This is a genomic window from Acidimicrobiales bacterium (assembly GCA_030747595.1).
In the GTDB taxonomy this organism is placed as follows: domain Bacteria; phylum Actinomycetota; class Acidimicrobiia; order Acidimicrobiales; family MedAcidi-G1; genus UBA9410.
The window spans coordinates 78,318-96,513 of the sequence record JASLKK010000007.1; the positions used below are offsets into that span (position 1 = coordinate 78,318).

The 18,196-nt window shown below is 66.0% G+C and carries 17 protein-coding genes, 1 tRNA gene and 1 riboswitch; of the genes, 1 reads left to right on the forward strand and 17 read right to left on the reverse strand.

Annotated features, from left to right (window positions below):
* Window positions 1–7 precede the first annotated feature (7 nt).
* The 15 genes from QF777_07240 to QF777_07310 all read right to left on the reverse strand — a co-directional run bounded on the left by QF777_07240 (window position 8) and on the right by QF777_07310 (window position 13,843).
* Window positions 8–1,390 carry an NAD(P)(+) transhydrogenase (Re/Si-specific) subunit beta gene (locus QF777_07240; GenBank protein ID MDP6911346.1) on the reverse strand — a complete coding sequence of 461 codons (1,383 nt, stop codon included), beginning with the start codon at window positions 1,388–1,390 and terminating at the stop codon, window positions 8–10.
* On the reverse strand, window positions 1,387–1,701 hold the full coding sequence (locus QF777_07245) for an NAD(P) transhydrogenase subunit alpha (protein MDP6911347.1): 315 nt from the start codon (window positions 1,699–1,701) through the stop codon (window positions 1,387–1,389). The genes QF777_07240 and QF777_07245 overlap by 4 nt, the downstream gene beginning before the upstream one ends.
* Complete coding sequence (locus QF777_07250) at window positions 1,698–2,828, reverse strand: NAD(P)(+) transhydrogenase (Re/Si-specific) subunit alpha (GenBank protein MDP6911348.1); 1,131 nt, start codon at window positions 2,826–2,828, stop codon at window positions 1,698–1,700. Before QF777_07250 ends, QF777_07245 begins: the two co-directional genes overlap by 4 nt.
* Window positions 2,829–3,038: 210 nt before the next feature.
* Window positions 3,039–3,114, reverse strand: a tRNA-Gly gene (locus QF777_07255).
* A gap of 47 nt (window positions 3,115–3,161) precedes the next feature.
* Window positions 3,162–3,392, reverse strand: a complete 231-nt coding sequence (locus QF777_07260) for a hypothetical protein (GenBank protein MDP6911349.1) — start codon at window positions 3,390–3,392, stop codon at window positions 3,162–3,164.
* Window positions 3,389–3,736, reverse strand: a complete 348-nt coding sequence (locus QF777_07265) for a hypothetical protein (GenBank protein ID MDP6911350.1) — start codon at window positions 3,734–3,736, stop codon at window positions 3,389–3,391. Before QF777_07265 ends, QF777_07260 begins: the two co-directional genes overlap by 4 nt.
* Before the next feature lie 36 nt (window positions 3,737–3,772).
* Window positions 3,773–4,552: a DNA-formamidopyrimidine glycosylase family protein gene (locus QF777_07270; protein MDP6911351.1), complete on the reverse strand. Its 780-nt coding sequence runs from the start codon at window positions 4,550–4,552 to the stop codon at window positions 3,773–3,775.
* A gap of 21 nt (window positions 4,553–4,573) precedes the next feature.
* Window positions 4,574–5,809 carry a PLP-dependent aspartate aminotransferase family protein gene (locus QF777_07275; protein MDP6911352.1) on the reverse strand — a complete coding sequence of 412 codons (1,236 nt, stop codon included), beginning with the start codon at window positions 5,807–5,809 and terminating at the stop codon, window positions 4,574–4,576.
* Entirely contained in the window at window positions 5,806–7,083 is a 1,278-nt protein-coding gene (locus QF777_07280) for a homoserine O-acetyltransferase (protein ID MDP6911353.1), read from the reverse strand. Before QF777_07280 ends, QF777_07275 begins: the two co-directional genes overlap by 4 nt.
* Window positions 7,084–7,146: 63 nt before the next feature.
* A riboswitch (SAM-I-IV-variant riboswitch) is annotated at window positions 7,147–7,266 on the reverse strand.
* Window positions 7,267–7,339: 73 nt separating this feature from the next.
* Window positions 7,340–9,025, reverse strand: a complete 1,686-nt coding sequence (locus QF777_07285) for an N-6 DNA methylase (protein MDP6911354.1) — start codon at window positions 9,023–9,025, stop codon at window positions 7,340–7,342.
* The gene (locus QF777_07290; protein MDP6911355.1) at window positions 8,998–10,164 is read right to left on the reverse strand and encodes a DEAD/DEAH box helicase; all 1,167 of its coding nucleotides are present in this window, start codon (window positions 10,162–10,164) and stop codon (window positions 8,998–9,000) included. Before QF777_07290 ends, QF777_07285 begins: the two co-directional genes overlap by 28 nt.
* A 191-nt stretch (window positions 10,165–10,355) precedes the next feature.
* Window positions 10,356–10,622 carry an MGMT family protein gene (locus QF777_07295; GenBank protein MDP6911356.1) on the reverse strand — a complete coding sequence of 89 codons (267 nt, stop codon included), beginning with the start codon at window positions 10,620–10,622 and terminating at the stop codon, window positions 10,356–10,358.
* A 37-nt stretch (window positions 10,623–10,659) separates the two neighbouring features.
* On the reverse strand, window positions 10,660–11,217 hold the full coding sequence (locus tag QF777_07300) for an adenylate/guanylate cyclase domain-containing protein (protein MDP6911357.1): 558 nt from the start codon (window positions 11,215–11,217) through the stop codon (window positions 10,660–10,662).
* Window positions 11,214–12,026 carry a prolipoprotein diacylglyceryl transferase gene (gene lgt / locus QF777_07305; protein MDP6911358.1) on the reverse strand — a complete coding sequence of 271 codons (813 nt, stop codon included), beginning with the start codon at window positions 12,024–12,026 and terminating at the stop codon, window positions 11,214–11,216. The genes QF777_07300 and lgt overlap by 4 nt, the downstream gene beginning before the upstream one ends.
* 14 nt (window positions 12,027–12,040) lie before the next feature.
* Window positions 12,041–13,843, reverse strand: coding sequence for an acyl-CoA dehydrogenase C-terminal domain-containing protein (locus QF777_07310; protein ID MDP6911359.1), 1,803 nt, complete (start codon window positions 13,841–13,843; stop codon window positions 12,041–12,043).
* A gap of 92 nt (window positions 13,844–13,935) precedes the next feature.
* Between QF777_07310 and QF777_07315 the strand changes: the two genes are divergently transcribed.
* A complete protein-coding gene (locus QF777_07315; GenBank protein ID MDP6911360.1) occupies window positions 13,936–14,391 on the forward strand; it encodes a nuclear transport factor 2 family protein in 456 nt (151 codons plus the stop codon).
* Here the strand turns inward: QF777_07315 and QF777_07320 are convergent.
* Entirely contained in the window at window positions 14,359–15,006 is a 648-nt protein-coding gene (locus tag QF777_07320) for a thymidine kinase (GenBank protein ID MDP6911361.1), read from the reverse strand. The two genes, QF777_07315 and QF777_07320, sit on opposite strands and share 33 nt — an antisense overlap.
* A 28-nt stretch (window positions 15,007–15,034) precedes the next feature.
* Entirely contained in the window at window positions 15,035–17,845 is a 2,811-nt protein-coding gene (locus QF777_07325) for a vitamin B12-dependent ribonucleotide reductase (protein MDP6911362.1), read from the reverse strand.
* Window positions 17,846–18,196: the final 351 nt, after the last annotated feature.

The window sequence follows — 18,196 nt, forward strand, 5'->3', positions numbered from 1 at the left end:
ATCCCCCTCAGCCGTTCAACAGGGCGGCCACCACGTCGAGCACCGCGTCCTTGCCGTCGCCAAACAGCATCAACGTGCCGTCAGCGGCGAACAGCGGATTCGGAACCCCCGCGAAACCCGGACTGAGCGACCGTTTCACAACCACCACCGTCCGGGATTCATCGACATCCAGGATCGGCATTCCAGCGATCGGCGAGTCTGGATCGGTCCGGGCCGAAGGGTTCACCACGTCGTTGGCGCCGATCACGATGGTCACATCCGTCTGGGCGAACGTCGGGTTGATCTGATCCATATCGAGCAAGCGTTCGTAGTCGATCTCGGCCTCGGCCAGCAGGACGTTCATGTGGCCCGGCATCCGACCGGCCACCGGATGGATACCGAACACCACCTCTACACCGGAGTCGTTCAACGTCCGCATGAGGTCCCGGACAGCGTGCTGCGCCTGAGCCACGGCCAGGCCATAACCGGGGACGATGGCCACCCGCTCGGCCACCTCCAACAGCATCGCCACCTCCTCGGCAGACGTGGATATGACACGGTCGCCGTAGACGTCCGAGGCGTCGGGTGCCACCCCACTGGCCGCCAGGGAACCGAACACCACGTCGAACAGGGAACGGTTCATAGAGCGACACATGATCTGCGTGAGGACCAGCCCGCTGGCCCCGACGAGCGAACCGGCGACGATGAGCAGCGAGTTGTCAAGGACGAAGCCCGCCGTGGACGCAGCGACACCCGAACAGGAGTTCAGGAGGGCGATCACCACCGGCATGTCGGCCCCTCCGATGGCGATGGTGCCAAATACTCCCAATAGGGCCCCGGCGGCCACCAGTGCCCACATCCAGCCCTGATCGCCGGGCCGGGTGACCACCATCACCGAAGCCACTACTGCGACGATGACCATGGTGGCACGCAGCACGGCGAGGCCCGGGAAGGAACGCAGGCTCCCGATCTCCTGGAGTTTGGTGAAGGCCACCATCGACCCGGTGAGGGTGACGGCGCCGATCAACGCTGTCAGGGCGGCAGCCACAGCGAACTGGTCGTCCACCAAGCCCTGATCTCCCACCTCGACGAGCGAGGCCGTGGCGACCAGCACCGACGCACCTCCTCCGAACCCGTTGAACAGGGCAACGAGCTGTGGCATCGCCGTCATCCGGACCTTGACGGCCAGCACCATGCCGATTGCAGAACCCACGACAAGCCCGGCCAGAAGGACGCGGAAGTCGACGATAGACCGGTCGAGCAGGGTCGCCAGAACAGCGACCAGCATCCCCGAAGCGCCGAGAAGGTTTCCCCGGGGGGCGGTCCGCGGCCGTCCGAGAGACTTGAGGCCCAGAACGAAAAGCACCGCGGCGACCAGATAGGCCGCGGCGACCAGGTCGAGCCGGCTCATGACGGTTCCTCCCCAACCGACGGTCGACGCTTCGTCGATCGGGCCGAGAACATGGCCAGCATCCGCCCGGTCACCAGGAACCCACCCACGACGTTCACCGTGGCCAGGACGACGGCAACGAAGCCGAGCCACGTGGTCAATGCCGAGTGGTCGGTCCCCGCCGAGACCATGGCCCCGATCAGGGTGATGCCCGACACCGCGTTGGAGCCCGACATGAGGGGCGTGTGCAGGGTGGCCGGAACCTTGGTGATGAGTTCCAGGCCGAGGAAGACAGCCAGTACGAAAAGCGTGAGAGCGACCAGCAGGGTCATGTGTTCGCCTCCCCGCGGCCCAACGCATCACGGACCACCGGGTGGACGATCTCGCCGCCGGTGGCTACCAGCATCCCGGCCAGCACCTCGTCGTCCGGGTCGACGAATGGTTCACCGTCTCTATCGAGCATCCGGACGAGGTTCACGAGGTTGGTGGCGAACATCCGGGACGCCGTCACCGCGGTACCAGTCGCCAGCTCGGAGGGCCCGAGGACGGTCACCCCGCCGAGAACCACATCTTCGTCGAGCCGGCTGACCGAACAGTTGCCGCCCCGCTGGACGGCTAGGTCAACGACCACCGATCCCGGACGCATGGTCTCAATCATGGCCTCGGTCACCAACAGCGGGCTCTGTCGACCGGGGATCTGGGCAGCGCCGATCACCACGTCGGCGTCGACCACGTGAGGCGCAAGGACCTCGTGGATCCGGACGGCATCGGGGACCCCCCCGTCGGCGCCCACCGGCGGTTCGATCGAACGTCCACCCAGCGACCGGATCTGCTCCAAGGCCTCGGGACGGATGTCGAACCCCTCGACGATCGCACCTAGGCGCCTGGCCGTCGCCACCGCCTGAAGTCCAGCCACGCCGGCACCCAGCACCAGTACCCGGGCCGGGGGTACCGTTCCCGCCGCGGTCATGAGGAGGGGAAACATCCGGTACGAACGTGTAGCCGCCAGCACAACGGCCTGGAAGCCGGCCACGGTGGCCATCGACGACAGTACGTCGACAGCCTGGGCCCGAGTGCTGCGCGGAACAAGGTCCAGCGATATGGCCGTTGCCCCGGTGGTGGCCAGGGCCGTGACTCCCTCGGGTCGCCAGACCGGATCCAGCAGGCCGATCACGACGTGCCCCGGACCCAACAGACCGATCGTGGACAGATTCCCGGGGCCACCGATCGAGGTGACCAAACCGGTATCACCGACCACCGATCCCACATTGGACTCCACCAACGCTCCCGCCGAGCGGTAGTCCCCGTCAGCCATCCCGGCTCCATCGCCAGCACCCGCCTCGACCACAACCTCGTGACCGTCCGAGACCAGGGTCCCGACAGCCTCCGGGGTTAACGAGACACGGGTCTCGCCATCGCCCCGTTCTCGCAGCACCGCAATCCGCACGATCCCCTCCATCCGCGCCGATCGGCGTCGGTCGAGGATGGTAGCGCTCGTCGACTGGGCCGGTCACTCCCTGCCAGATCAGGACATGGGTCGGTTACGGACGTCAACGTCGACTGCATCGACCCATCCGGCGACCACGAACTCACCGACGACGGCCTGGGCGGAACTCAGTGTGTTGATTCCGAAAACAGGCAGAACCCCCTGCTGGGCAGGGGGTTCATTTGGAGCGGACGACGAGATTCGAACCCGCGACCCTCACCTTGGCAAGGTGATGCTCTACCAGCTGAGCTACGTCCGCGTCAGACCGAAACGATAGCGGTCGGGCGCTGCTTTGCGCCCCATGGGTCAGTCGTCGACTGTCGACCGGAGGTCGATCCGCATGGTCAGTACCCCATCGACAAGATCCGCTTCGGCGTCACCAACGATGCCGAAGTCCAACAAGTCGTTCTGGGCCTGGTCGATGAACCGCTGGCGCTCCTCGCCTCCCACCGGAGGAAGAGTTCGGGTTCGCACGGCGGCGGCCCGCTCCCGGAAACGCTGCAACATCGCGTCGACATCCAGCATCGGCTCGGTCATCGGGCTACCTCCTCGTTCTCGATCCGGATCTCGTCCTCGGCCGCCACCTGAAGCTCGTCCCGGTTCTGGTTGCGGACACCATTGACATTGGGGCGGGTCCTCCACCAGTAGGCCGCGGTCGACACGACCACAACCACACCAAGAACCCTCAACATGACCACCGCCTGGTCGATTCGTTCGCCGGCCGTCCGGCCCTCGTCGTCGACGTCGGGCGGCACGGTCTCGATGGTCGTGACCTGAGCGTCAGCGGGCAGGGCAAATGTCCCCAGCCACAGGCTGGCCAGAAACACCAGCGCCAGGACATGGGCGCGCCGATGCACCGCGATCAGGCCCCTTCTCCGCATACCTGAATCGTACTTCCGCTGCCTAGCACCGACAGTTCAGCGCTGGTGTCCGGGACACCACCAACTGGTTCGACCACCCACCGTGTCCCGTCGAAGGGGCTCCCCGTCCCGGGGACACGCCCCGCCGGGTCGGCGATGCTCAAAAAGGTCGCCCGTGTGGCTCCCACCCCGCCGAGCCATCTGGTCCAACGTGCGTCGGATCACCCGGTGGAGGTGCCGGGCCTCGTTGGGATCCAAGCCGCCCGACGCTCGGAGCGGCGACAGTCCGGCCCGCCACAGCACCTCGTCGACCAGCAGGTTCCCGAGGCCGGCCAGCCGCCCCTGGTCCAACAGCCGGGCCTTCAACGGCCCCCGCCCACCGGTCAACGCCATCCGCAACTGAACAACGCCTAGCGTCCACGCATCAGGACCGAGCGAACCGAGGTTGGGTTCCAGCTCGGCACCCCCAAGGCGTCGGGGGTCATCGATCCACAGTCGCCCTCCCCCGCGGAACCTCAGCCCGAACCGCTCCCATACGGGATTAGACCGCCGCCCTCCCCATTTCAGATACTCAATGGCCGCCCGACCATCGACCAGCAGTCGTCCGGTCATCCCGAACCGCAGGCCCAACGTCGGACCACCGGAATCCAACAACAGGACCTTTCCGTGCCGCCGGGCCGCGGTGATCCGCCGCCCGGTCAGGGCATCAGCCATCCCGGTCGGCGTGACCCCGCCCTTGAGGAACCAGTGATCTGGCGCCTCGACCGTGGCGATGGTCCGTCCGACCACCTGCTCAGCCAGGCGTCGATACGCCTCGACTTCGAGAATCTCCGGCACGATTCCTCCCGGCGGGCCCGCCTATTGGGGGTCTCGGGCGCCTGCCGCGTTAAGTCCACGGTCGAAGTCGTCCACCAGGTCATCGACGTGCTCCAGCCCACATGACACACGAACCGTCCCCTCTCCGATGTCTGATGTCTCGAGCTCTTCCGGCGTGAGGCTCACGTGTGTGGTGGTCGCTGAATGGCACACCAGGGTCTCTGGTCCACCCAACGACGTGGCCTGGCGGGCAATGGACGTGGCCTCCACGAATCGACGACCGGCATCGATGCCGCCCGCCAGGTCGAAGGTGAGCAGACCACCCATGGACTGCATCTGTCGGACAGCCAGTTCGTGCTGGGGATGGGAGGCAAGGCCCGGGTAGCGAACGCTCGCTACCTCGGGTCGGCCTTCGAGGAACTCGGCTAGGACCAGCGCCGTCTCGGACTGCTGCCGGAGCCGGGCACCGAGGGTCCGGACGCCCCGGTGGGCGTTGTAGGCGTCATACGGCGAGGCGTTGGCCCCGTGGAGGGTGGCAAACCCCCACAACCACGAGATGAGGTCCTGGGATCCGGCGATCACTCCGAGGGTGGCGTCGTTGTGACCGACAATGCCCTTGGTGGCGGAGTGGAGGACCAGATCTACCCCATGGTCCAGAGGTCGCTGGCCCAACGGCGTCGCGAACGTGGAATCAACCACGGTCAAGGCGTTGGCGATCAACCCGAGGTCGTCGAGGTCGACCAAGTCGAGACGGGGGTTGGACGGTGTCTCGGCGATCACCAGCATCGTCCGTCCGGGCACGACGGCCTCCGTGAAGGCGCTGGGCGTGGTGCCATCCACGAACGTAACGTCGATACCCATGCGGGGACACACCGTCTGGAGGAACAACTGGGTACCCGCATACAACTGACGTTGGGCCACCACGTGGTCACCCGACGAACAGATCCCGAGCACCACGGCACTGACTGCTCCCATGCCCGAAGCAAACGCCCGAGCGGCCTCCGCCCCCTCAAGATCGGCGATGGTCGACTCAAAGGCGTTGATGGTGGGATTCCCGTAGCGGCTGTAGAAGCGGTCGGGACCCATAGCGGTGGCCAGGCGACGCCCTTCGTCGACGCTGTCGAACGCGAAGGTCGACGTCGGGTATAGCACGGGAGCCAGAGAACCCTCCCCGGCGGGCCGGCCACCCAGAACGGCCGCCGTCTCGGGATGAAACCTTGCCGGCTGAGGCGCTTCCGGCTGTTCGGACTCGAGGCCCTGATCGTGGGTATCGGTCATGTGGATTCCACCTCCCGAAGGAATGTGTCGAGTAGCGATCCGATCTGCCGGGTGGCCAGCAGGAAACCGTCGTGACCATCGGGACTCTGGATCACATGGTGGACGCAGCGTCCACCAGCCTCCCGGATCGCGTCCCGTATGGCCGTCTGCTGACCGGTCGGATACAGGGTGTCGGAACTGATGCTGAGGGTCAACGCCGGCAGATGGGCCAGACGCCTAACAGCATGGTCCATGCCACCACGGTCACGGGCGAGATCGTGGAGGTCCATGACCCGGTTCAGGACGAGGTAGCTGTTGGCGTCGAAGCGTCGCACCAACTTCTCACCTTGGTAGTCGAGGTACGACTCGACCTGGAAACGGTCCCACCGACCGAACAACGCACGAGGATTAACGAGATCCCGGGCGAACCGGTCGTCGAACACCTCCTTGCTGCGATACGTGATATGGGCCACCGCCCGGGCCAAGGCCAGGCCGGCGAACGGACCATCACCCGGTTCGGCTTCGTAGTAGTCGCCGCCACGGAACCGAGGATCGAGGGCCAGCGCCGTGCGTCCAACCGCGCTCCACGCCACCTGCTGGGCGCTAGCGGCCAACGCGGTGGCGATCGGCGAGAGGGCGCGCACCCGGTCCGGATACATCACACCCCACTCGAGGACCTGCATGCCGCCCATCGAGCCGCCGACCACGGCCAGCCAACGGTCGATGCCCAGATCGTCGGCCACCGCGGCCTGACATCGCACGATGTCCCGAGTGGTCACCGTGGGAAAGGTTGAACCGTATGGGCTACCGGTCGACGGATCGATAGTGGCCGGGCCGGTCGAACCCTGACAGCCGCCGAGCGAGTTGACACACACCACGAAATGACGGTCAGTGTCGATGCCGCACCCCGGCCCGACCACGCCGTTCCACCACCCCTCGGTGGCATGACCGCCACCTGAGGCACCGTAGGCGTGGCTGTCGGCGGTCAGGGCGTGACAGATGAGGATGGCATTGTCGGCGGTCGGCGACAGTTCACCCCATGTTTCGTAGGCGACCTCGATGTCGGATAGGGCCTCGCCGCTCTCCAACGAAAGGGGCCGGCCTCCACCTACCGAGGTGAACCTCCGTCCGCCGACCGGATCTCCATGGCGCCATGCTCCGGTGACCGGAAGCCCATCCGTGTAGGCGCGCGGATGCACCGGCAGAGCGCCTGGGAGGTCCACGGGCCGGAGAATGGGCGGCTCAAGGGTCGGGTCAACGGGGTATCCGTCGTCGCTCCTCGGTTTGTCCGTCATGGCGCCGTTCTCCAACAGGACCTTCCACGCGCTCGGCGCCGACAGCGTGACTCGAAAGCCAGCCGGCGGACACTTCGTTGCCCCTCTCAAGGCCACATCCCCACCGTCTCCGACGGGCGAGCACCTTGGGTGTCCGTCCCAGGTTGCCGGACCCGGCGAACCGGGCCTCTCGTGATGTCGTCGTACCAGTGTAGGCGGGGTGGCTCGCAAGGACGCCAATGCATTGATCTCGGCCAGTCGATGTCCGCCCGACGGCTCAGTGCCTCGCCGGGTGGCGGGACCACCACCAGTCCACGAGCGTGGCCGCCGCTTCCGGATCGACAACGCCGTAGGCCGCGACCATGACCCGACCGAACTCCCGCCACGTATCGGAAGCCGCAGGTGCCCCGGAGGAACGGTGCAGCGTTCGGGCTAGCGCCGTCCCTTCGTTCCAGGCCCCAGCATCGGTCGGCAGCGGAAGGTCGGAGACCTGGGCGGCCGAGAGCCGGAGCCGACCAGAGGACCGGGCCGCCCCGAGGAATCGGCGGACGGCAAGGGCGGTGATCGACGGTGCCGACAACGCTGCCGCCAGTCGCCACAACACCTCGAGGTCGACCTCCCGGCTCCTACCGTCCGGCTCGACGACGATCAGCGGGGTGACGGGCACGAGATCGCCCGTCTGGTCAACAACCACCTCGACCACGGCGGTCTGAGAAGCCACCAACAGCTTGGGTCGGCGACGCTCAGCGAACCATCGTCCAACCTCGGGATCACCGGCGGTCACGGCATCGAGATCAACCACCGGCGCCTGCCAACGGCGGCCGTCAAAACGGCAGGGCCGATCTCCCCAACGAAGGTGTAGGGGATCTACCGACCCCGTGGTCACCATCGACGGGCGCGGGTCATCCGGACCGGATCGCTCGACGACGCCGGCCACCAACCCGTAGAAGTGCTGCCGGAAACCCGCTGTTACCGCGCCCATGGTCCCGATGGAGCCGCCCGTCGTAGTCCCGCCGCCGGACGGCACCCCCGGAGGTACACCGAGCACACTGGCCAGCACTCCGCCCCACGTCTCACCCACGGCGGGTTCCGGCGACCGGCCGGCGATGACTACCTCCCGATCCACGAACACCTTCACGGGTGCCTCGACGCGGGGGCTACGCCGGCAGGGAGACCGTTCGACCACCGGGGCACAGACCTCGGCATGGCCAGCGAACACCTCCGAGCGGTCCCACCAAATCCCGGCCAGCCGGGCCGTCGAGATGACGAGATCACGGACCGGTCCCGCATCACGGGCGGCCAGCACCGACTGGGGCTGGATCAGCACCATCCGTCCACCGTCGGCCAACAGTTCTAGACCGGCAGCCAGGAACAACCAGGCCACGTCGGTGTAGGCGGCGACCAGTCCCGGAAACCGATACCGGAGCCGTTCCCGGTCAGCGGCAGACACAACAGTGGACGCCCGGAGCTGACCCAGAAACGGAGGATTGCCCACCACGGCATCGAACCCGGTGGTAGCACCTCCGCCGGGACATCCAGCCCAGACGTCACGACCGTGGTGGAGCGGATCGCCGACCACCACCCCCTCAACCTGACCGGGCTCGATGCCCGCCCACGTCGCCAGAAGGCGGCGGGTCACCTCAACCGATGTTGGGTCGATGTCGGCGCCAAACAGGTGGCGCCGAACCACGGTGGCCGGATCAGCGACCCCCTGATCTACGAGAAGCCGGCCGGCGGCCAGCAGAAACACCCCGGCCCCACACGCCGGGTCGGCCACAGTGCCGGCTGTTGAACCGTTCGTGGGAACGAGCGCGAGCGCTGTTAGTCGTTCGGCTATGTCAGATGGCGTGAAGAAAACACCACGCTCGCGACGGTCATCGACCCGCTGCAGGTCGGCCGCCAGGACGGCGGCCAGATCATCGACCTCGTGGGAGGTCAGGCTGCGTCGGCGGCCGGGTCCCACGCCATCAGGTCATCGAGCCGCTCGTCGTTGGAGTACACCTCGACGATCGGCTGCTTCATTCCGAGGCGGCGTAGCAGCTTGCGGACCTCGAGTTCCTCGTTCCAGAGCACGAGGCTGACCACCACGCCGGACTCGCCGGCCCGGGCGGTCCGACCCGACCGGTGGAGGTATGTCTTGGCATCGGACGGCGGGTCGTAGTGGATCACCACATCGACATCATCCACGTGAATGCCGCGGGCAGCCACGTCGGTGGCAACCAGGCACTTGATCCTGCCGCCGGTGAAGTCCGCTAACGCCTTCTCCCGCTGAGCCTGACGGAGATCGCCGTGAATCGGTGCCGCGTCCACCCCAGCGTCCACAAGCTTTGCAGCCAACTTGTCGGCACCCCACTTGGTACGGGAGAAGACGATCGTCCGCTTCGATGCCTCAATGATCCGAGCCGCCACCCGTATCCGGTCCATCTCGTGGACGGTGAGGAAGCGGTGCTCCATCTCGGCAACGGTGACCTCCCGCGACGCCACCTCGTGGGTCACCGGATCGGTCTGGTATCGGGCGATGAGCGCGCCGACCATACCGTCCAAGGTCGCTGAGAAGAGCAGCGTCTGGTGCTCTTTCTCGGCCCGCCGAAGGATCCATTCGACCTGGGGCATGAACCCCATGTCGGCCATGCGGTCGGCCTCGTCGATGACGACGCCGGCCAGGTCGACCACCGAAAGCTCCTCCTGCTGGATGAGGTCGATCATGCGACCCGGGGTGGCGACCACAAAGTCGACTCCACTGGTAAGCGCTGCAATCTGCTTCTCGATCGGGGTGCCGCCGTAGATGGCCTCGATACGAAGCCCACGAACCTCGGCCAGGGGCTCAAGATCTTTGCAGACCTGAACAGCCAACTCGCGAGTAGGCACAAGGACCAGGCCGGTAGGCCGCTTCGGGTTTCCTCGGGGCAGTCGCTGGATCAGCGGGATGCCGAAGGCCAGGGTCTTGCCCGAGCCGGTCTTAGCCTTTCCGCAGACATCCCGTCCGGCGAGGCCGTCGGGGATGGTCAGCGACTGAATATCGAACGGGGTGGTTATGCCCCGCTCGGAGAGGACTTCGACCAGGTCCTGGTCAATGCCCAGATCGGCGAACTGGATCGTCATGGTGAACCTGTGCTTCCCGACGGCTGTGCCGCCGTGTCGTCACCCGCTCCTTGGCGGGTCCGCCACCACTCTTCCCGGGTGACGAGACCGTCAGGGGTCGGCGTACAAGCGGCCGACGGACCCCGACGGGTATCGCCAGCCTACCGGCGAGTGCCTCCAACCCTGAGATTCGAGGCGCCACCTACCGGTCGTCAGGTAGGACGGACCCGACCGTCGCTTACGTCCACGCCCTCGGCAGCCAGAAGGCGGGCCTGTTCGACCTCGTGGCCGGGCACCAACCGACCCGTTGAGGTCACAACACGCCACCAGTGGTGCCCGCCGTAGTCCCGCAGGAACCGGCCGACGGCCCGGTGAGCACCCGGATGGCCGGCCTCGGCGGCAACTTCACCGTAGGTCACGACCTCGCCGTCACAGAGCGCGGCGAGCACAGTGGCGACGTCGGTCTCAAACGGTGTCATGGAACAGGGTTCATGGAACCGGATCCCTCCAAGGTGGTCAGTACCAACCGCCACCGGATCCGTGGGCGTCTCCGCCCAACGGCACCAGCCGGACAACGTCGATCCCCTTCTCGAACCCCTTGATCTGCTGCCTAATGAACGCCTGTTCCTCGACGTTTGTCATCAGCGGGGTGACAGTTCCCTTTTCGGCCAGCACCTGGTGGGCTTCGGCGAGGTCGCAGAGCCGGGATGCCAGATTGACTGCCGGCCCGACGTAGTCGTCGCCGCCAATGAGCATGACTGGACCCCGGGCGATGCCGGCCCGCATGGGCAACGGAGAGTTCGCCTCATCGATCAGGACCTCGATGTCAACCACAGCCTCAACCAGGTCCTCCGGTTCGACGCCGACCATCATGACCCCGTCACCCAACCACTTAGCGAGTCGTACCCCCCGTTCAGATGCCACCTGTCGTACGACGGCCCGGAACGCGGTCACCACGTCGAATGCCGCGACGTCACCCTCTTGATCCGTGAAGGCCGTGAAGTTGCACAGGTCGAGGAATGAGAACGTGCGGTCGATCCTCTTGATGGGGCGTCGGATCATCTCCCCGGTCATCGATCCCCCACCTCCATGGGCGCTAGGTCGGCCGGAATCCGGCCCCGCCAGGCCACCAGACCACCGATGAGGATGGCCGCGAGGGCCATCCAGACATTGACCCTGACCCCAACCACCAGCGAGGCGACATCGCTACGGAGCATCTCCACCCAGAGTCGGCCCAGGCCGTAGCCACATACCCATAGACCGGTCACGTACCCCGGGCGAAGCACCCCACGTCGTTCGACCCTGACCAGCACCATGGCGAGGGCCACGTTCCACAGGCCCTCGTAGAGGAAGGTCGGATGAAAGGTCGGCGAAGCTGCGTATTCAGAGGGTCGGTGCATGGCATCGATCTCGAGTGCCCACGGAAGGTCACTGGGACGGCCGAACACCTCTTGGTTGAACCAGTTCCCCCAGCGGCCGATGGCCTGGGCCAACGGGATGGTGGGCACCATCACGTCCATCGCGGCGGACATGGTCAGCCCCCGCCGCCGGGCCACCAGCGTTCCGACGAGCACACCGGCCATCAGGCCGCCGGGAATCCCGAGACCACCCTGCCAGAGGGCCGGCACGTCCTCCCATCGTCCACGGAACGACCGCCAGTCCGTGGCCACGTGGTACAGCCGGGATCCAACGAGGCCCGCCGGAATGGCCCACATCGAAATCGAGGCGATGGTCTCCGCATTGCCACCACGCGCCGCGTACCGACGTTGGCTCCAGGTCACGGCGGCGAACGCCCCGAGGGCGATCATCAGCCCATAGGCCTGCAACTCCAACGGCCCGATGGACAGGGAGTTGACCGACGGGCTGGGGATCGAGGCAAACACCTGTGATCCTCCAGTCAGGCAGAGAATGCGTCAGCAGGAATCTCGAACAGGTCGGCCTTGCCGGCCATCACCGCTCCCATCTGTGCGCGCGCTATCGGCAGGAGTTGTTCGGCGTAGAAGCGGGCGGCCACCACCTTGGTGCCAAGGTGGGTGGCATCGCCTTCGCCGGCGTCGATTCGACGCTGTGCTCCCAGGGCCAGACGGGCCAGCAGCCATCCGCCGACCAGTTGTCCGAACATCCGGAGATACGGCGTCGCTCCGGCCATGGCGTCGTTGGGGTCGTTTAGTCCGTTGGCCACCAACCATCTGGTTGCCTCCTCCGTGGCGGCCAGAGCATCGGCTAGGCCCTTGCGGATTGAGGCGAATGTCTCGCCGGCGGCGGCCAACTCGATGTCGAGACCGGCGATCTCGGCCAGCAGGTCGACCATGACGGCCCCACCGTTCATAGCTAGCTTGCGACCCACCAGGTCCATGGCCTGAATCCCGTTTGTGCCCTCGTAGATAGGCGAGATCCGTGAATCGCGCCAGTGCTGGGCAGCCCCGGTTTCTTCGATGTAGCCGTATCCGCCGTGGACCTGGATGCCCAGCGACGACATCTCGACGCCCACGTCGGTGCACCACGCCTTGGAGATCGGTGTGAGCAGCTCAGCACGGTCTGACGCCGCTTGACGAACGTCGGAGTCGGGGTGACGGGCGGCCACGTCGAGTGATGCGGCATTGAGGTACAGCAGGCAACGCATGGCGTCGGTGTAGGCCCTCATGGTGAGCAGCATCCGACGGACGTCGGCGTGGTCCACGATGGCCGACTGCTCGCCGGCCGGTGCACCAATGGCCCGACCCTGCTGTCGCTCAATGGCGTAGTCGGCAGCCTGCTGGAGGGCACGTTCGGTGACGGCCAGGCCTTCGACACCCACGCCTAGCCGGGCGTTGTTCATCATCTTGAACATGTAGCGCATGCCCTGGTGTTCCTCGCCAATGAGGAAGCCAACGGCACCGTCACCCCCATCACCGTACGAAAGGACGCAGGTCGGACTGGCGTGCAGACCCAGCTTGTGTTCTACGGACAAGCATCGGTAGTCGTTTCGCTCGCCGAGGCTGCCGTCGTCGTTCACGAGGTACTTGGGAACGATGAACAGCGAGATTCCCTTGGTTCCCGGGGGGCTGTCGGGTGTGCGGGCCAGCACCAGTTGGATGATGTTCTCAGTCATTTCATGCTCGCCGAAGGTGATGAAGATCTTGGTTCCAAAGATCCGGTACGACCCGTCGTCGGCAGGTACGGCCCGAGAGGTCAACGCCCCGACGTCGGAACCGGCCTGAGGCTCGGTCAGGTTCATGGTCCCCGACCACTCGGCGGTCACCATCTTCGGGAGGTAGGTCTCCTTCTGTCCCTCGTCAGCGAACGAGTGCAAGGCGTCTAGCGCTCCGACGGTCAGCATGGGCCCCATGGACCATGCCCGTGAGGCCGTGGCGAGCAGTTCGGTCAGGACAGTCTGCACGGAGCCCGGAAAGCCGCCGCCGCCATAGTCCGGGTCCTGGGAGATCGCCGCCCAGCCGGACTCGACGAACTTGTCCCACGCCGTGCCGAAGGCTTCAGGCGCGGAAACCACCCCGTCGGTCACCGAGCAACCTTCCTCGTCGCCGATCCGGTTGACTGGGGCCACCACCTCGGCCACGAATCGGCCCAGTTCGTCGAGCACCCCGTCGACCGTCTCGGGGTCGACGTGTTCGTAGCCCGGCAAGTCGCAGATTGTGGCGAGATCACTGATCTCGGCCAATACGAGGCGGATGTCGTCCAACGGCGGTCGGTAGTCACTCATGACCATGAACCTACCGTCCGGTCACCTGACCGACCCGAGTGGGCCAGCCTCCGGCAGGCACCTCCGGGATTGCCGCGACTACCTTCCGCGACATGTCCGACGCTCCGACCGCCATAGCCAACCTCCTGTACCGGTACGCCGAGTTGATGGACGCTGGCCGGCTCGACGAGTGCGTCGACCTGTTCACCCATGCCCGCGTACTGCTGGGCGACCCGGCCAACGACGACACCCCGATCGTGGACCGCGACGGCCTGGCTGCCGTATGGCAGTCAATGGTCCGCCTCCACGGGGACGGGACACCGCGGACCCGCCATCTGGTGGCCACGCCGATCATCGAGGTAGCCGATGATGAGATGAAGGCGACGTGCCGGAGCACCTACACGGTGTTCCAGCAGGTCGGCGACGGGCCGCTCCAGCCGATCATCACCGGTCGGTACCACGACCGATTCGAGTTGGTCGACGGAGCCTGGCAGTTCGCTGAACGGGCCTACCTGATGGACCTCACCGGAGACCTCTCAAGCCACCTCATGGGCGGGCTCGGCACCTGAGTCCAGGAGCGATCCGGCCTGGCCCCGGACACCGGAGTCGCCCGCCGTCCAGTGCCGGCGGCACCGGAGTTCGTAGGTGACGACGTGGTCCTCGGGATCGTCCACCACGAACAGCGCTCCGTCGTAGACCTGCACCCCGTCCACTAGGCGGGCGTTGTGGGTGGCCCGCTCACCACACCAGCACCGGGCCTCGACCTGGACCTCAACCCGCTCATCAGCCACCTCGAGGAGCCGGCGGGTACCGTCGAACAGTTGACCCTGAAAGCTGGTGAGCAACCCGAAGGCGAAGACGTCAGCACCTAGGTCGTCGACAATGCGGGCTAACTGGTCGATCTGACTCGGAAGGTAGAACTGGGCCTCATCGCAGACCAAATAGTCGATACGTCCTCGTCGGGAAGCCGCTGCCAGGGCCATCTCGAACAGGTCTAGGCGAGGACCAACCTCCACAGCGTCAGCGGACACTCCAAGGGCGCTGGACACCCGACCGTCTGCCCGGTCCAGCTGACTACACAGGATTCCCTGAAGGCCCCGCTCTCGCAGGTTGTGGTGGATCTGCAGGGCCAGCGTGCTCTTGCCGGACCCCATCGTCCCGAAGGAGAAGCGAAGAATCGCCATCAGTAACGGCCCTCGAGGGGACTTGGGATCACGAGCATCCGCTGGTCGCACCACAGTCGGTGCACACGTAGCACGACCCGGCCCGCTGCATGGCCACGCCGCACTGCATGCACAGCGGTGCGTTGGCCGATGCCCGGACCGACGGTGCGTCAGCGAGGGACAGTTGGGCGGCGAACTGCGACGCCGACGGCACGGTCGGCGGATCCGCCGGCACGTCGTTGCCCTGACGGGTCTCGGTGGCCGATTCCTCGACACCGGGCAACGTCGGCTGGGTGCGTTCACTGGTGGTGAGGATGTTCAACTCGGCCCGTTCCTCGGGGCTGAGGTATTCCACCGCTAGGCGGCGGAATAGATAGTCGATGAGGCTTGTGGCGATCCTGAGGTCGGGATCGTCGGTCATGCCGGCCGGCTCAAAGCGCATGCCGGTGAAGGCGTCCACGAAGGCCCGAAGCGGAACCCCGTACTGCAGTCCGTGACTGAGCGAGATGGCGAACGCATCCATGATTCCCGCCATGGTCGAGCCCTGCTTGGAAACCCGCACGAAGACCTCGCCGGGTCGGCCATCCTCGTATTCGCCGACCGTGACAAAGCCTTTACAGTCGGCAACCCGGAACTCAAAGGTGCGTGACGCACGGCTACGGGGCAGGCGACGCCGGACCGGTTCTGGCAGTTCGGCGTTCACCTGTTCAGTTACCCGGGCTGCCACGTCAGCGGGCCCACCGGCGGACGTTGACGAGGCGTCGCCAACCGTAAGGGGCTGGGCCACCTTGCAGTTGTCGCGGTAGATAGCCACTGCCTTGAGGCCGAGGCGCCATGCCTCGAGGTAGAGCTCCTCGACATCGTCGACGGTGACCTCTTCAGGCATGTTGCAGGTCTTTGAGATGGCGCCCGACAGAAACGGCTGGACGGCACCCATCATCCGGATATGTCCCATGTGGTGGATGGGGTTGTCGCCCATCGAGGTGGCGAACACCGCCATGTGTTCCGCACTGACGTCGGGGCAACCGATCACCGTCTGGTGCTCATCTATCCATGCCAAGACGGCTGCCGTAGCAACGTCGTCGTAACCGAGGCGCCGCAGGGCCCGAGGCACGGTCCGGTTGACGATCGACATCGTGCCGCCGCCGACCAGGCGCTTGTGCTTGACCAGGCTGAGATCTGGCTCGATGCCGGTCGTGTCGCAGTCCATGAGCAAGCCGATGGTGCCGGTGGGCGCCAGCACGGTGGCCTGACTGTTCCGCACGCCCACCCGCTGCGCCAACGCGCAAGCCTCGAACCACGCTGTACGACCCGCGGTGACCAGCTCAGGTGCCACCGCGTCGTCAAGCAATTCGGCGGCCTCCCGGTGCATCTCGAGCACGCTGAGCATCGGTTCGCGGTTGTGTTCGAAGCCCTCGAACGGCCCCATCCGGTCAGCCATACGAGCCGAAGTGCGGTAGGCGTGACCGGTCATGAGCGAGGTAATCGCAGCGGCCACCGACCGACCCTCATCGCTGTCGTAGGGCAGTCCGAGAGCCATGAGCAGCGCACCGAGGTTGGCATAGCCCAGGCCGAGTTGACGGAAGGCCCGGGTGGTCTCGCCAATGGCCTCGGTCGGATAGTCCGCGTTGCCGACCAGAATCTCCTGGGCGGTGAACACCACCTCGACGGCATGGCAGAAGCCCTCCACGTCGAACCCACCGATGACTCCGGTGTCGTCGTCTGACGAACCGAGGAAGGTCAGCAAGTTGAGGCTGGCCAGATTGCAGGCCGAATCGTCGAGGTGCACATATTCCGAGCATGGATTACTGGCGGTGATCCGGCCGGTGTTGGAGGCCGTGTGCCAACGGTTGATCGTGGTGTCGAACTGGATGCCGGGATCGGCGCACTCCCAGGCAGCCTCGGACATCTGTCGGAACAGGTCACGGGCACCGATCGTGTCGAGCACCGAACCGTCCGTGACGGCCTTGAGGTCCCAGACGGCGTCGGCCTCGACGGCCATCATGAACTCGTCAGTCACCCGGACCGAATTGTTGGCGTTCTGGTACATGATCGAATGACTGTCAGCGCCGTCGAACCCGACGTCGAACCCGGCCTGTTCCAGGACACGGACCTTGCGCTCCTCGCGGGCCTTGCACCAGACGAACTCCTCAACGTCAGGGTGAGCCACGTCGAGAACGACCATTTTCGCGGCCCGGCGGGTTGTGCCTCCGCTCTTGATGGTTCCGGCCGAGGCATCGGCACCACGCATGAAGCTGACCGGCCCGCTGGCCTGGCCTCCGCCCCGCAGGGCCTCTCTGGAGGATCGGATGGCACTTAGGTTGATGCCGGCGCCCGAACCGCCCTTGAAGATCGTGCCTTCCTCCACGTACCAGTTGAGAATGGACGACATCTGGTCATCGACCGAGAGGATGAAACAGGCGGATGCCTGTTGCGGTACTTCGGGGACGCCGATGTTGAACCAGACCGGCGAGTTGAAGGCAGCCCTCTGGGTGATCACCAGGTGGCGCAACTCGTCGGCGAACGCCGCAGCTTCGTCGGCGTCGACGAAGTACCCATCTCGCAGGCCCCAGTCGGCAATGGTGCCGGCCACCCGGTCGGCGACCTGACGCAGAGAGGATTCCCGCTCCGGGGCATCGAGCGCCCCCCGGAAGTACTTCTGGGCGAGGATGTTCGTGGCGTTGACCGACCAGTCCGCGGGGACCTCGACGTCATCCTGTTCGAAGGCCACCGATCCATCACGGTGGTCGATCAGGCGGGAGGTCCGAACCTCCCACTCAATGTCGTCGTAGGGATCCACCCCGTCGCGTGTGAATCGACGGCGGATCCCCAGGATCCCCCGCTCCGGCGCCATCGACATCGTGTACCACCCTCATCCGTTCGAACTCTCGGGCCCGTTGCCCGGACCACCCGCCGCAGTTCAGACCGTACGGCCGACCAGTGACAGTTACCGGTCAACTCCGACCGGACAGGACCCGATGGGTCGTGGCCGGCGGCGGAAGGCCCAGGTCGAGGACCGACCACCCGGAATCCCGAGGGAGTCCGGACTCTCAGTCCCAACGTCGATCCGGACGAACCGATGCGACGGGTTTCAGCCGGGCCGACCGCCGCCGGCCACGAAGACCGACATTAGGGACGTCTCCCTGTGGACAGATAGAGGGAGGAGCTGGGGATTTCCCGGTGGATGACGTGGCGGTTCTCCACAGGGATG